Here is a 13,363-nt window from a genome sequence, read left to right as displayed (position 1 = left end):
CGCCCCTGCTAGCGGGTCATGCCGCGGCGCAGCGCGAAGCTTGCCGCGTCGACTGCCGCCACCAGCAGCAGCATGGCGATGATGACCGTGGCGGCTTGCTGCATCTGGAACAGCGACAGGTGGTATTTCAGCATCTGGCCGAGACCGCCGGCGCCGACCACGCCCAGCACGGCGGCGGCGCGGATATTGTTTTCCCAGCGGTAGAGGGTGTACGACATGATCTGCGGCAGCGCTTGCGGCAGGGTCGCGTACAGGAAGGCCGCCGCCGGCGTGACGCCGTTGATGCGCAGCGTTGCTTCCGGCTGCGGCGGCAGGTTCTCCATGGCGTCGGCGAACAGCCGCCCCAAGACGCCAGCGGTGTGCGCGGCCAGCGCCATGGTGCCGCCGAAGGGTCCGAGGCCGGCGGCGATCAGCAGGATCGAGGCCCACACCAGTTCCGGCACCGAGCGCAGGACATTGAGCAGCATGCGGGTGGCTGCGCGCGGCGCGGCGCCGAAGCGGCCGGCCGCCGGCAGCGCCAGCGCCAGCCCCGCGATTGCCGCCAGCAGGGTGCCCAGCGCCGACATCGCCAGCGTCTCCAGGGTGGCGCCGGCGACCTTGCGCAGGAATGCCGGCGCCAGTTCCGGCGGCGCGAAGCCGCGCAGGAATTCCAGGGTGGATTGCAAGGCCCCGGCGCTGAACAACTCGCCCCATTTCAGCGGCAGGGTGGCGAAGCTGGCAATGACCATCAGCAGGATTGCCGCCAGCAGCAACAGGATCGGCCAGTCGCGCGGCGGCGGCGCCGGTGCTACCAGCTTGAGGGCGTCGCCGCTCATCCCAGCCGCCGTCGCAACAGCCGGCTGGCGCCGTCGGCGCAGCCCACCAGCAGGATGAAGACCAGCAGCATGCTCGCCACTTCGCCGCCTGCCAGCATTTTCATGGATTCATCCATCCTTTGTCCGAGCCCGCCGGCGCCGACGAAGCCCATGATGATCGAGCCACGGATCGCGCATTCCCAGCGGTATACCGTGTAGGAAACCAGTTCCGATGCGGCTTGCGGCAGGGTGCCGTAAAGCAGCGCCGACAGGCGCGAACTGCCGGCTCGCAACAGCGCCTGCGTCGCATGGGCGTCGGCCGAGTCGAGAATTTCGGCGTACACCTTGCCGAGCATGCCGCAATAGGTCAGTGCGATCGCCAGCACGCCGGCGGTCGGGCCGAGGCCGACAATGCGCACGAACAGCAGCGCCCACACCAGTTCGGGCACGCTGCGCAGGCCCACCAGCAGCCAGCGCGCGGCTTGCCGCGCCAGCTGCGCCGGCAGGCGCATGCGGCCGCCGCCGATACGGGAAATGGATAATTGTTCGTTGACCACCAGGGTCAGCGGGATCGCGCCGACGATCGCCAGGGTCAGGCCGGCGGTCGCCATGGCGATGGTTTCCCAGGTCGCCGTGACTACCATGGCGAGGAATTCGGCAGAGTGCGCCGGCGGGAAGAAATCAGCCAGGAAGCGCCCGGTCGCCCGCAGGCTTTGCGCGTCGAACAGGATCCAGGGCTTGAATTCGCTCGCCACCAGCAGCGGCCACAGCAGGGCGATGCCGATCGCCAGGCCGGCCACGCGAATGCGCCAGGCGGGATCGGCGTACTGATTGGGCGCGGCGGATGGCATCAGAAGCAGCGCGTGATGGTGGGCGCCTGCTGCAGGCTGCCGTTTTCCGCTTCGTCGGCGGCATGCAGCGGCGTGGTCGCATGGCGATACAGCGCGGCGATCATGGCGTCGGTGACATCCTCGCGGGCGGCGTCGAAGACGATACGGCCATCGCGCAGGCCTATGATGCGCGGGAAGTGCTGCCGGGCCAGTTCGACCTGGTGCAGGCTGCAGATCATGGCGGCCTTGCGGGATTGCGCTTCCTGTTGCAGCACGGCGAGCGTCTGCAGCGCCAGTGTCGGGTCGAGCGCCGACAGGGGTTCGTCGACCAGCAGCGCCTCGGCGCCGGAAACCAGCAGCCGGGCCATGCCGCAGCGCTGGCGTTCGCCGCCGGACAGGCGGTCGACGCGGGAATACAGTTTGTCCTGCAGATGAAAGTGCGCCAGCGCCTCGAAGGCCAGTTGCGGATCGGCTGGCTTGAACAGCGAGACGATGGCGTGCGCCAGGCTCCATTGCGGCAGACGGCCGGCCAGCACCGCCGTGACGACGCGCTGGCGCGGTGGCAGCGGCGGCGTCTGCGGCGCCAGGAACAAACGGCGCCGCAACGCATGGCGCTGGGCATCGGACAGCGCCCAGGGCGAGACGCCAAACACTTCAAGCGTGCCGCTATCCGGGCGATGGGCGCAGGCCAGGGTGTGCAGCAGGGTGGTCTTGCCGGCGCCGGACGGACCGATCAGGGCGACCTGTTCGCCGGCCGCGACCGTGAGGGTCAGTTCGCGCAGGGCGTACGCGGCACCGCCGGCGCCGTGATGGCGCACCGACAGCTGGTTCAATGAAAAAACCATGATGTTTTCGTCAGTCGCACCGTTCGCCCTGGCCAATACCGCTTACTTCAACAGGCCGGCGTTCTTCGCTGCATCCTCGATCGCCTTGTAGTTCTCGGGCTTGGTCGGGATGAAACGGGTGGCGCGTTGCAGTTCGAGGATTTCCTTGCCTTGCGCGGTGTCCTTGTTCAGCGCCAGGAAGGCATCGGTGAGCTTCTTGCGCAGCGCCGGGTTCATGTCGGCGCGCACCGTCCAGTTGTAGTCGTAATAGCCGGGTGTGGTGTAGAACACGCGCACTTCCTTCGGATCGACCTTGCCTTGCGAAACCAGCTTTTCCCACACCGAGATGTTCAGGGCGCCGGCATCGACCTTGCCGCCGCTAACCGCCGCCACGGTGGCGTCATGCGCGCCCGAGAAGGCGATGCGCTTCATGTCGGTGTCCGGATTGACCTTTGCGCCCAGCAGGAAGGAGCGCGGCATCAGGTGGCCGGAGGTCGACGACTCGGAGCCGAAGGAGAAGGTCTTGCCCTTCAGGTCTTCCAGCTTGTTGATGTCCTTGTGGGTGGTGATGAACACCGACTTGAATTTCTCGTCTTCCTCGCGCTGCACGATCGGGATCACCTGGCCCTTGCTGCGGACATTGGCTTGCACGAAGGTGAAGCCGCCGAACCAGACCATATCCAGCTTATTGTTCAGCAAGCCTTCCACCGATGCGGCATAGTCGGTGACCGGAGTGAATTCGACTTTCAGGCCGGTCTTCTGTTCCAGGTATTCGCCTAGCGGCTTGAACTTGCGCTGCAGTTCGGTCGGCGCCTCGTCGGGGATGGCAGATACGCGCAGGACTTGTTGTGCATACGCAAGGCTGCCGGAGGCGGCGGCGCCGACAGCCAGCACCAGGGTCAACACCATTTTTTTGCAGGGAGAAGCAACGCGCTTGAGCATGGTAAGCTTTCTTGTAAGGTTATTGGAAAGTCGTCGAGCAAAGGGCGGGTAGCCTTTGTCTGGTCTCAACCGGGGGGTGGGATAATCCGCTATGATAGCCAAAATAATCATGTATTGCTGCGGGCAGATCAGCTTTTCATGCAGCATCAACCGGATCGAACGCCATGTCGAGACCCGCTGAACATTTGCCGGACGGATTCATCCAGGCTTTTCATCGGGATGACACCGCCATTCGCGCCGAGCTGGTGGCGGGCTTGCTTGCCACGAATGCGACCGTTGCGCCCAAATTCCTCTACGACCCGCTCGGATCAAAACTGTTCGAGGCGATTTGCGAATTGCCGGAATATTACCCGACCCGCACTGAAACGGAAATTTTTGCGCGGCACCTGCCCGCCATGGCCGCGGCCATCGGCACCGGCGTGACCCTGATCGATCTCGGCGCCGGCAACTGCGCCAAGGCCGCCAGGCTGTTCGATGCGCTGGCGCCGCGCCAGTATGTACCGGTAGATATCTCGGTCGATTTTCTGCGCGAGGCGGTGGCGCAGCTCAAGCAGCGCCATCCACAACTTGCCGTCACCAGCATCGGCCTGGATTTTTCCAGCGCGCTGGACTTGCCCGAAGCGGTCGGCCGCACGCGGCGCCTGATCTTTTACCCCGGCTCCTCGATCGGCAACGATGCGCCCGACCAGGCACTGGCCTTCCTGCGCCGCGTTCGCGCAGCCTGCAGCGATGGGGCGGAAAAGGGCGCGGGCGGCGGCTTGCTGATCGGCGTCGACCTGGTCAAGGACAAGCGGCTGCTGGATGCCGCCTACGACGATGCCCTGGGCGTGACCGCCGCCTTCAACCTGAACCTGTTGCAGCACCTGAATGTCTTGCTCGGCGCTGACTTCGATGTGCGCGACTGGCGCCATCTCGGCTATTTCAATCCGGATGCCAGCCGCGTCGAAATGCATCTGGAGGCGCGCCGCGACGTCAGCGTGGGCTGGCCGGGCGCGCGCCGCCGCTTCGCCGAAGGCGAACGCATCCATACCGAGAATAGTTACAAGTACACGCGCGAGGGCTTCCTGCAACTTCTGGAAGAGGCCGGCTTCGTCCAGCCGCGCGCCTGGACCGACGCGCGCGGCTGGTTCATGGTGTGCCATGCGCGCGCGCCGCATTGACAGGTGAAGGAAGCGATGTCGCCATGAACACGCACGCCGAGGCGCATTTCCTGCAAGGGGTCGAAGCCCTGTCGCAGCATTACTTCAGCGTGCGGGCGCGCTCGATGATGCTGTGCGAGCCGCTCTCGGAAGAGGATTGCTGCGCGCAGTCGATGGCGGACGCCAGTCCTGTCAAATGGCACCTGGCGCATACCACCTGGTTTTTCGAGACCTTCATCCTGGAGCGCTTCGAGCGGAACTTCCACCCGTTCCAGCCGCAATTTCGCGTGCTGTTCAATTCCTATTATAACGACGTCGGCGCCCGCTATCCGCGTTCGCAGCGTGGCCTGCTGACGCGTCCGCCCTTGTCGGCGGTATTCGACTATCGCCGCAATGTCGACGCCCGCATGCTGGCATTGCTGTCCGACGCGAGTGCGGCGAAGGACATGCTGCCACTGGTGGAACTGGGCCTGCACCACGAGCAGCAGCACCAGGAACTGATGCTCACCGACGTCAAGCACCTGCTGGCGCAAAACCCGCTGAAGCCGGCTTACGCCAGCCAGCCTGGGCCTGAAGCACGCCAGACCTTGCCGCTGGACTGGCTGGCCTACGAAGCCGATGTCGTCGAGATCGGCCATGCCGGCAACGGCTTTTGCTTCGATAATGAACTGCCGCGTCATCGCCAGTTCGTCGAGCCTTTCCAGCTGGCGTCGCGGCTGGTCAGCAATGGCGAATACCTGGCTTTCGTGATTGGCGGCGGCTATGCCACGCCGGCCTTGTGGTTGTCGGAAGGCTGGGATTGGGTGCAGGCGAGCCGCTTGTCGGCGCCACTGTACTGGCATGCGCCCGGGGAGAACGCGGAGCGGCCGGCGCAGGATGGCTGGCAGGAGTTCACCCTGCATGGCTTGCTGCCGCTGGAATTGCACGCGCCGGTCAGTCACCTTTCCTATTTCGAGGCCGATGCCTATGCGCGCTGGGCGGGAGCGCGGCTGCCGACGGAAACCGAGTGGGAAGTCGCCGCCAGCGGTCGCCACGAACTGGCGCACGAAGCCATGCATCCGCAGGCGGCGCGCCAGGAAGGATTGGCGCAGATGTTCGGCGCCTGCTGGCAATGGACTGCCAGCAGCTACGCGCCGTATCCCGGCTATGCGCCGTCCGCCGGGGCGCTCGGCGAATACAACGGCAAATTCATGGTCAACCAGTACGTGCTGCGCGGCTCATCCTGCGCCACCCCGGCCGGCCATGCCCGCGCGACTTACCGCAATTTCTTTCCCGCCACAGCACGCTGGCAGTTTTCCGGCATCCGCCTGGCGCGTTCATGATCGCCGTAAAATGATTTACGAACTGTATTATTGGCCGGGGATCCAGGGGCGCGGTGAATTCGTGCGCCTGGTGCTGGAAGAGGCTGGCGCCGATTATGTCGACGTGGCGCGCCAGGATGGCGGGACGGCGGCCATGATGCGGCTGCTGGAGCCCGGCGCGTCGGGCCGGTTTTCGTTTGCGCCGCCATTCCTGAAGGCAGGCGACCTGCTGATCGGCCAGACCGCCAACATCCTGCTGTTTCTCGGCACTGCGCTCGGCCTGGCGCCGAAAGCCGAGGCAGGGCGGCTGTGGACGCACCAGTTGCAGCTGACCGTCGCCGACCTCGTCACGGAAGTGCACGACACCCATCATCCGCTGTCGGTCAACCTGTATTACGAAGAGCAGAAGAAGGCGGCGAAAATCCGTGCAGCCGATTTCACCGCAGTCCGGCTGCCCAAGTACCTGGATTACTTCGAGCAGGTGCTGGCACATAATCCGCGCGGCAGCCGCTTCATGGTCGGCGCCCGGCTGTCGTATGCCGACCTGTCGATGTTCCAGGTGGTCGAGGGCATGCGCTACGCTTTTCCGCATGCGATGGCAAAAAGGGAGTCGGGATGGCCGTTGCTGGTCGATCTGCACGATCGCGTGGCGCAGCGTCCGCGCATCGCGGCCTACCTGGCGTCGGCGCGGCGCCTGCCATTTTCAGAAGAGGGAATATTCCGCCACTACCCGGAACTGCAGCCCTAGGCCGTCACGGCGGGGCGATTGGTGGCGAATACCAGGTCGCCGTTCAGGTCGCAGACCCAGACATGCAGCGGACAGTGCAAGGAGACGCATTGCGAGGCGGCATGGTACCCAATTTCCGTTCGTGCTGGCGTAATCGGGATATCTGCCGGCTTTATTGTCTTGAAGGTGGTTGCAGTATCCATTGCACATCCTTTCTGAAGAACGAATATGCAGGAATTCCAGCAATATTCATGCCGATAAATAGACCGGCTTTCGCACCTCGCTGGTGCTTTGGTAGATGGGTGGCATTCGGATCTTGTATGCAGTCAGGCGCCTGATTTGGTGCGCAATCCCTCAACTGCATCCTATTTCGGTGAAATTGTATGCAAGATTTGTTTTCTGTTTGTCATTCTTTCTGCTGGATGAGGCGTCTTCATTAAATACAATAAGAAAAATAACTCAGATATAACAAGGTTTTATAAAAAACATTTCAAGTGATTTTGCTTTCTGGCACGCTTCATGCAACTTGGAGCGTGTTTCACTCACTTGGAGAATTACATGCAACCCCTAAGCAAGAAATTCGCTCGCTGTCTGATCGCACTACCGTTTGCCCTCACTTTGCATGCAAGTCTGCACGCCGAGACTGTTGCCCGTTATGGCATTTCCATGGCGGATATTCCGCTGACGACCGGGCAGCCGGACCGTGGTGCCGGCGCTTATCAATTCACCGGACACACCCTCTATGATCCGCTGGTCGCCTGGGAAGCCAATATCGGCAACCGTCCCGGCAAGCTGATTCCCGGCCTGGCGACGGCATGGAATGTCGATCCCAAGGACAACAAGAAATGGCGATTTTCTCTCCGCAAGGGCGTGAAGTTCCATGACGGGTCTGACCTGACGGCCGATGCCGTGGTGTGGAACCTTGACAAGGTGTTGGACGACAAGTCGCCGCAGTTCGATGCGAAGCAAAGCGCCCAGGTGCGTCCGCGCATTCCCTCCATTGCGTCCTACCGCAAGGTGGACGACAGCACGGTGGAAATCGTTACCAAGGATGTCGACGCCCTGTTTCCCTATCAATTGCCGTGGTTCCTGATTTCCAGCCCGACCCAGTGGGACAAGCTCGGCCGCGACTGGAACAAGTTTGCTTCCCAGCCTTCCGGCACAGGTCCTTTCAAGCTGGACAAGCTGGTGCCGCGCGAGCGCGCCGACCTGGTGAAGAATGCCGGCTACTGGGACAAGACCCGCATGGCCAAGACCGACCGCATCGTGCTGGTGCCGATTCCCGATGCATTGACGCGCGCGAATGCCCTGATGAACGGCCAGGTCGACATCATCGAGACGCCGCCGCCGGATGTGCTGCCGCAGTTGCAGCGCTCGGGATACAAGCTGGTCAAGAATGTCACGCCGCACGTCTGGCCTTATCACTTCAGTACCCAGCCGGGCTCGCCCTGGACCGATATCCGCGTGCGCAAGGCAGCCAACCTGGCCATCGATCGCGATGCCATCGTCAAACTGCTCAATGGCCTGGCGACACCGGCCAAGGGCCAGCTGGACGCTACCAGTCCCTGGTTCGGCAAGCCTGGCTTCCAGATCAAATACGACCTGGCAACCGCCAAGGCGCTGATGGCCCAGGCCGGCTACAGCCCGAGCAAGCCGCTCAAGGCCAAGATCATCATCGCCCAGGGCGGCACCGGACAAATGCTGTCGCTGCCGATGAATGAATTCATCCAGCAAAGCCTGGCAGAAGTCGGCATCCAGCTGGAATTCGAAGTCGTCGAACTGGAAAATCTCTATCTGCACTGGAGGAGCGGCGCCAAGGCTGACATGAATGCAGGCAAGGGCATCACCGGCATCAACCTGGGCTATGTGACGGCCGATCCGTTCTACGCGCTCACCCGCTTTGCCTACGGCCGGTACCAGGCGCCGAATGGCGTGAACTGGGGTGGATACGCCAACCCGAAGGTCGATGCCGCCATCGACAAGATCCGCGTCAGCTTCGACACCAAGGTCCAGGACGGCTTGCTGGCCAGCGTGCACCAGGCCATGGTCGACGATGCGCTGATGCTGTGGGTGGTGCATGACGTCAATCCCCACGCCCTTTCCCCCAAGGTCAAGGAGTTCGTGCAGGCGCAGCACTGGTTCCAGGATCTCACCACGATCCGCATGTGATGTGACGTTTGACGGTCGGGGCGCCGCCCCGGCCCCGACCGTATTCATGAAAGACGATGATGTTGTTCTATATCCTTAAGCGTTTCTTGTACGCTATTCCGATCGCGCTGGGTGTGACGCTGGTGTCATTCATGCTGGTATATCTGGCGCCGGGCGACCCCTTGAATGCCATCGCGCCGGCGGATGCGCCGGCAGACGTGATTGAGGCGCTGAAAAGCGCGTACGGGCTCGACCGCCCGGTTCCGGTGCAGTATGGCGTCTGGCTATGGCGGGCGGTGCAGGGCGACCTCGGCACGTCGATTGCCTCCGGCCGTGCTGTCAACACCGAGGTCATGAGTGCGGTCAGCAATACCTTGCTGCTCGCTGGCATTGCCGGCCTGGTCGGCGTCCTGGCCGGCTGCGCGCTCGGCGCGCTGGCCGGCTACAAAAACGGCGGCTGGATCGACCGCATCGCGACCTTGATTTCGGTCGTTGGCGTCAGTATCCCCCACTACTGGCTGGGACTGGTTCTCACCATCATTTTCTCGATCTGGCTTGACTGGTTCCCGGCCATGGGCGCGGGGCCGGGCGGCTCTTCCGAATGGCGGTGGGATATCGAGCACATGCGCCATCTCGTGCTGCCGGCCTTGACGCTGTCGGTGATCCCGATGGGCATCATCACGCGCACGGTGCGTGCCCTGGTCGCCGACATGCTGCAACAGGAATTCGTGACTTCCCTGCGGGCGCGCGGTCTTGGCGGCAGCAGGGTATTTCGCCACATCGCCAAGAACACGGCACCCACCGTGCTGGCCGTGGCCGGCCTGCAGATCGGCTACCTGATGGGTGGTTCGATCCTGGTGGAGACGGTTTTCGCCTGGCCGGGCACCGGCTTTTTGCTCAATACAGCGATCTTCCAGCGCGATATCCCGCTATTGCAGGGAACGATCCTGGTGCTGTGCATGTTTTTCGTGGCGCTCAACCTGATCGTCGATATTCTGCAACCGCTGCTCGACCCCCGCATGGGCCGGGGCTGAAAGGAACGCTTCATGTCTGCATCCCTCGATATCGCTTTGCCGGCGCAAGACGCTGTCAGGCCGCCGGCCAGCCGCAGTTACTGGACCGTGGTGGCCCGGCAGTTCTGCCGAGAGCCGGTTGCCCTTGCCAGCGCGGTGATCCTTATCCTGATCATTGGCGCTGCCGTGTTTGCGCCGTGGCTGGCGCCGGCAGACCCTTACAAGGCCAGCATGCTGAACCGTCTGCTGCCGGTGGGCAGCGAGGGCTACCTGCTGGGCACCGACGAGCTCGGCCGCGACCTGGTCTCCCGCCTGATGTACGGCGGCCGCCTGTCCCTGCTGATGGGCGTGGTGCCCGTGCTGGCGGCATTTGTCATCGGCACCTCGGTCGGTCTGATGGCCGGCTATGTCGGCGGCCGCCTGAACACGATCATCATGCGCGTGCTCGACATCTTCTACGCGTTCCCCTCGGTGCTCCTGGCCGTGGCCATTTCCGGCGCGCTCGGGCCTGGCATGAGCAATAGCCTGATTGCCCTGACGCTGGTGTTCGTGCCGCAGGTGGTGCGCATCGCCGAGAGCGTGACGACGCAGGTGCGCCGGCTCGATTACATCGAAGCGGCGCGCATGAGCGGCGCCAGCGCGTTCTCCATCATTCGCGTGCATGTGCTGGGCAACGTGCTCGGGCCGGTATTCGTGTATGCCACCGGTTTGCTGAGCGTCAGCATGATCCTCGGCTCCGGCCTGTCCTTTCTCGGCCTGGGCGTCAAGCCGCCGGAGCCGGAGTGGGGCCTGATGCTCAACACGCTGCGCTCGGCGATCTACAGCAATCCGACGGTCGCGGCAATTCCCGGCGCGCTCATTTTTGTCACCTCCATCGCCTTCAATCTACTCGCTGACGGCCTTCGCTCAGCCATGGATATCCGCAAATGAACATCATGAAACAGCCAGACTTATCCCGCGACGACCGTGGCGGGCCGGCCCAGCCTCTGCTGGTGGTGCGCGACCTGAAGAAGCGCTTCGCAGTGCGCGGCAGCGTCTTCGAACGGGAGCGCAAGTATGTGCATGCCGTTGATGGCGTGAGCTTTTCGGTGGCCAAGGGTAAAACCCTCGGCATCGTCGGCGAATCCGGTTGCGGAAAATCGACGACGGCGCGCCTGATTGCCCGCCTGATGGCGCCGGACAGCGGTTTCATGATATTCGACGGCGACGGCGTCAACGAATACGGCGGCATGGAACTCAAGGAATTCCGGCGCAACCTGCAGATGGTGTTCCAGGATTCGTTCGCCTCGCTGAACCCGCGCCTGACCATCGCCGAGACGATCGCCTACGGTCCCAGGGTGCACGGCGTGTCCGCCGCCGATGCCAATGCCAGGGCGCGCCGATTGCTGGCGCGGGTCGGTCTCGAACCGGACCAGTTCGCCTCACGCTATCCGCATGAACTTTCTGGCGGCCAGCGGCAACGCGTCAATATCGCCCGCGCGCTGGCGTTCGACCCGCGCCTGGTGGTGCTCGACGAGGCCGTAGCTGCCCTCGACAAGTCGGTGCAGGCGCAGGTGCTCAACCTGCTGCAGGAATTGAAGGCGGAACACTCGCTGACCTATCTGTTCATCTCGCATGACCTGCACGTGGTGCATTACATCAGCGACGAGGTGATGGTAATGTACCTCGGCCAGGTGGTGGAAAAAGGTCCGGTGGAACGTATCTACGGCAGCGCGGCGCATCCCTACACGCGCGCGCTGCTGTCGGCGGTGCCTTCGATGGATCCGGCCAATCGGACTGAGCGCTCGCCCCTGAGCGGCGATCCGCCGAACCCGATCAACCCGCCCAGCGGCTGCCGTTTTCGCGACCGCTGCCAGTTTGCCCAGGGCGTCTGCGCCGAGCGCATGCCCGCGCTGGCGGAAACCGCGCCCGGCAATGGCCATTGGGTGGCATGCCACATGAATGATGTACAGTCCGGATTTGTCGAGGCAAAAGTGGAGATGATTGCATGAGTACCCCCCTGGTATCCGTTCGCGACCTGAATGTGAACTTCCATGGCGCGCGCAAGGCAAGCGCGCTCAACCAGGTCAGCTTCGACCTCGAGGCCGGCCAGGTGCTGGGGCTGCTGGGCGAATCCGGCTCCGGAAAAAGCGTGACCTTGCGCACATTGCTGCGCCTGCATCCTGCTGCCACCACCCGTGTCGATGGTAGCGTCCTGGTGGATGGACTGGATGTCCTGGCCTTGCGCGGCAAGGCACTGGACAGCTATCGGGGCGGCACAGCATCGATGGTATTCCAGGAGCCGGGGCTTGCTTTCGACCCCGTATATACGATAGGCCAGCAGATTGCCGAATGCATCCGCGCACACGCAGTCATCGACCGTCAGGCCGCCAATGCCGAAGCGCTGCGCATGCTCGAGCGCGTGCAAATTCCGCAGGCGAGGCGTCGGCTTGACGCCTATCCTCATGAATTGTCGGGCGGCATGCGCCAGCGCGCCATGATTGCCCTGGCGCTTGCCTGCAAGCCCAGGCTGCTGCTGGCCGACGAGCCGACCACGGCGCTGGACGCCACGGTGCAGATCCAGATCCTGCTGCTGCTGCGCGAGCTGCAGAAAGAGACCGGCATGTCGGTGATTTTCGTCACCCACGATATTGGCGCGGCGGTAGAGGTCGCCGACAAGATTGCGGTCATGTATGCCGGCCGCATCGTCGAGGAAGGCGCGGTGGAGAATATCGTGCAGCGTCCGCAACATCACTATACCGCCGGACTGCTGGCGGCAACTGTCAGCGCGGACAACCGCGGCAAGCCACTGGCGGCGGTGCCGGGATCGCCGCCGGATCTTGCCAACCTGCCGGCGGGATGCGGCTTCGCGCCGCGCTGCGGCCATGCCAGCGCGCGCTGCCGCGCGGAAGTTCCGCCCATGATCGACGCCGCCGGGACGCGGCTGGCATGCTGGCATCCGGTCACGATGATGACGGAGGCAGCATGAGCGAAGCCGTGGAAATCGCCGGCGCCCGTACCCGTTCGCGCGGCGGACTGGCCGAGGAGGTGTGCCGCAAGATCGCCGACGATATCGTGCTGGGGCGCTTCCAGCCGAACTCCAGGCTGGATGAAAACACGCTGGCCGAAATGTTCGGCGTGTCCCGCACGCCGGTGCGGGAGGCGCTCAAGCAGCTCGCCATCATGGGCCTGGTGGACTACCGCCCGAACCGTGGCGCCATTGTCGCGGAAATGACTGCGGAACAACTGGACCAGCTGTTCGAGGCCATCGGCGAACTCGAGGCGGCCTGCGCGCGCCATGCGGCGCTGCGCATGACCGACGACGAGCGCGCGTCCCTGTGCGAATTGCATGCGCAGGGACGCGCAGCGATGCAGGCCGGTGACATGGACAGCTACGATTCCCTCAATCGCCAACTGCATGCGGCCATCATCCAGGGCGCCCACAATCCAGTGCTCAGCGAGATGACGGTGCATCTGCGTAACCGGGCTGCGCCATTCCGGCGCAGCCAGTTCCACAACATCGAGCGTATCGGCGAATCATTCGAAGAGCATTCCTACATCCTCGACGCCATTCTGGCGCGCGACGCCGCGCTGGCCCATCGGCATATGCGCTTGCACCTGTTGTCGGCGCGCAAAGCCGTTTTTCACTCCCTGCCTTGATATAAA

14 protein-coding genes are annotated in these 13,363 nt (G+C 63.6%); 9 read left to right on the top strand and 5 right to left on the bottom strand.

Going from position 1 to position 13,363, the window contains the following annotated elements:
* Positions 1-8 precede the first annotated feature (8 nt).
* Genes phnE through D3878_RS08130 form a run of 4 tightly spaced genes read right to left on the bottom strand, consistent with a single transcriptional unit; the run spans position 9 to position 3,357 of the window.
* The gene (gene phnE / locus D3878_RS08145; RefSeq protein WP_119785006.1) at positions 9-815 is read right to left on the bottom strand and encodes a phosphonate ABC transporter, permease protein PhnE; all 807 of its coding nucleotides are present in this window, start codon (positions 813-815) and stop codon (positions 9-11) included.
* Complete coding sequence (locus D3878_RS08140; protein ID WP_119785005.1) at positions 812-1,645, bottom strand: PhnE/PtxC family ABC transporter permease; 834 nt, start codon at positions 1,643-1,645, stop codon at positions 812-814. Before D3878_RS08140 ends, phnE begins: the two co-directional genes overlap by 4 nt.
* Complete coding sequence (locus D3878_RS08135) at positions 1,645-2,469, bottom strand: phosphonate ABC transporter ATP-binding protein (RefSeq protein ID WP_119787776.1); 825 nt, start codon at positions 2,467-2,469, stop codon at positions 1,645-1,647. The genes D3878_RS08140 and D3878_RS08135 overlap by 1 nt, the downstream gene beginning before the upstream one ends.
* Before the next feature lie 42 nt (positions 2,470-2,511).
* Positions 2,512-3,357: a putative selenate ABC transporter substrate-binding protein gene (locus D3878_RS08130; protein WP_233556465.1), complete on the bottom strand. Its 846-nt coding sequence runs from the start codon at positions 3,355-3,357 to the stop codon at positions 2,512-2,514.
* Positions 3,358-3,554: 197 nt separating this feature from the next.
* Between D3878_RS08130 and egtD the strand changes: the two genes are divergently transcribed.
* From egtD to D3878_RS08115, 3 genes are read left to right on the top strand one after another with little or no spacing between them, the layout of a single operon-like run.
* On the top strand, positions 3,555-4,550 hold the full coding sequence (gene egtD / locus D3878_RS08125; protein WP_119785003.1) for an L-histidine N(alpha)-methyltransferase: 996 nt from the start codon (positions 3,555-3,557) through the stop codon (positions 4,548-4,550).
* A gap of 23 nt (positions 4,551-4,573) precedes the next feature.
* Positions 4,574-5,851 (top strand): ergothioneine biosynthesis protein EgtB, encoded by a 1,278-nt coding sequence (gene egtB, locus D3878_RS08120; protein ID WP_119785002.1) that lies wholly within the window; start codon positions 4,574-4,576, stop codon positions 5,849-5,851.
* Between the two features lie 10 nt (positions 5,852-5,861).
* Positions 5,862-6,578, top strand: coding sequence for a glutathione S-transferase (locus tag D3878_RS08115; protein WP_119785001.1), 717 nt, complete (start codon positions 5,862-5,864; stop codon positions 6,576-6,578).
* Here the strand turns inward: D3878_RS08115 and D3878_RS08110 are convergent.
* The gene (locus D3878_RS08110) at positions 6,575-6,760 is read right to left on the bottom strand and encodes a hypothetical protein (protein WP_119785000.1); all 186 of its coding nucleotides are present in this window, start codon (positions 6,758-6,760) and stop codon (positions 6,575-6,577) included. The genes D3878_RS08115 and D3878_RS08110 overlap by 4 nt on opposite strands.
* A 355-nt stretch (positions 6,761-7,115) precedes the next feature.
* Here D3878_RS08110 and D3878_RS08105 point away from each other — a divergent pair, with 355 nt between their 5' ends.
* Genes D3878_RS08105 through D3878_RS08080 form a run of 6 tightly spaced genes read left to right on the top strand, consistent with a single transcriptional unit; the run spans position 7,116 to position 13,357 of the window.
* Positions 7,116-8,726 (top strand): ABC transporter substrate-binding protein, encoded by a 1,611-nt coding sequence (locus D3878_RS08105; RefSeq protein WP_119784999.1) that lies wholly within the window; start codon positions 7,116-7,118, stop codon positions 8,724-8,726.
* A 59-nt stretch (positions 8,727-8,785) separates the two neighbouring features.
* The gene (locus tag D3878_RS08100; protein ID WP_119787775.1) at positions 8,786-9,739 is read left to right on the top strand and encodes an ABC transporter permease; all 954 of its coding nucleotides are present in this window, start codon (positions 8,786-8,788) and stop codon (positions 9,737-9,739) included.
* Between the two features lie 12 nt (positions 9,740-9,751).
* Positions 9,752-10,648: an ABC transporter permease gene (locus D3878_RS08095; protein WP_119784998.1), complete on the top strand. Its 897-nt coding sequence runs from the start codon at positions 9,752-9,754 to the stop codon at positions 10,646-10,648.
* Positions 10,645-11,709: an ABC transporter ATP-binding protein gene (locus tag D3878_RS08090; protein WP_420799502.1), complete on the top strand. Its 1,065-nt coding sequence runs from the start codon at positions 10,645-10,647 to the stop codon at positions 11,707-11,709. Before D3878_RS08095 ends, D3878_RS08090 begins: the two co-directional genes overlap by 4 nt.
* Positions 11,706-12,686, top strand: coding sequence for an ABC transporter ATP-binding protein (locus D3878_RS08085; RefSeq protein ID WP_119784997.1), 981 nt, complete (start codon positions 11,706-11,708; stop codon positions 12,684-12,686). Before D3878_RS08090 ends, D3878_RS08085 begins: the two co-directional genes overlap by 4 nt.
* On the top strand, positions 12,683-13,357 hold the full coding sequence (locus tag D3878_RS08080; protein ID WP_119784996.1) for a GntR family transcriptional regulator: 675 nt from the start codon (positions 12,683-12,685) through the stop codon (positions 13,355-13,357). The genes D3878_RS08085 and D3878_RS08080 overlap by 4 nt, the downstream gene beginning before the upstream one ends.
* Positions 13,358-13,363 lie beyond the last annotated feature (6 nt).

Origin of the sequence: Noviherbaspirillum sedimenti, from assembly GCF_003590835.1 — a bacterium.
Classification (GTDB): Bacteria; Pseudomonadota; Gammaproteobacteria; order Burkholderiales; family Burkholderiaceae_D; genus Paucimonas; species Paucimonas sedimenti.
Note: the sequence above shows the minus strand (reverse complement) of the source record. Positions and strands in the feature narration are given on the sequence as shown.

Excerpts from the sequence above, each read along its gene's own strand:
- phnE (WP_119785006.1), bottom strand. The coding sequence starts at position 815 with ATGAGCGGCGACGCCCTCAAGCTGGTAGCACCGGCGCCGCCGCCGCGC.
- D3878_RS08140 (WP_119785005.1), bottom strand. The coding sequence starts at position 1,645 with ATGCCATCCGCCGCGCCCAATCAGTACGCCGATCCCGCCTGGCGCATT.
- D3878_RS08135 (WP_119787776.1), bottom strand. The coding sequence starts at position 2,469 with ATGGTTTTTTCATTGAACCAGCTGTCGGTGCGCCATCACGGCGCCGGC.
- D3878_RS08130 (WP_233556465.1), bottom strand. The coding sequence starts at position 3,357 with ATGGTGTTGACCCTGGTGCTGGCTGTCGGCGCCGCCGCCTCCGGCAGC.
- egtD (WP_119785003.1), top strand. The coding sequence starts at position 3,555 with ATGTCGAGACCCGCTGAACATTTGCCGGACGGATTCATCCAGGCTTTT.
- egtB (WP_119785002.1), top strand. The coding sequence starts at position 4,574 with ATGAACACGCACGCCGAGGCGCATTTCCTGCAAGGGGTCGAAGCCCTG.
- D3878_RS08115 (WP_119785001.1), top strand. The coding sequence starts at position 5,862 with ATGATTTACGAACTGTATTATTGGCCGGGGATCCAGGGGCGCGGTGAA.
- D3878_RS08110 (WP_119785000.1), bottom strand. The coding sequence starts at position 6,760 with ATGGATACTGCAACCACCTTCAAGACAATAAAGCCGGCAGATATCCCG.
- D3878_RS08105 (WP_119784999.1), top strand. The coding sequence starts at position 7,116 with ATGCAACCCCTAAGCAAGAAATTCGCTCGCTGTCTGATCGCACTACCG.
- D3878_RS08100 (WP_119787775.1), top strand. The coding sequence starts at position 8,786 with ATGTTGTTCTATATCCTTAAGCGTTTCTTGTACGCTATTCCGATCGCG.
- D3878_RS08095 (WP_119784998.1), top strand. The coding sequence starts at position 9,752 with ATGTCTGCATCCCTCGATATCGCTTTGCCGGCGCAAGACGCTGTCAGG.
- D3878_RS08090 (WP_420799502.1), top strand. The coding sequence starts at position 10,645 with ATGAACATCATGAAACAGCCAGACTTATCCCGCGACGACCGTGGCGGG.
- D3878_RS08085 (WP_119784997.1), top strand. The coding sequence starts at position 11,706 with ATGAGTACCCCCCTGGTATCCGTTCGCGACCTGAATGTGAACTTCCAT.
- D3878_RS08080 (WP_119784996.1), top strand. The coding sequence starts at position 12,683 with ATGAGCGAAGCCGTGGAAATCGCCGGCGCCCGTACCCGTTCGCGCGGC.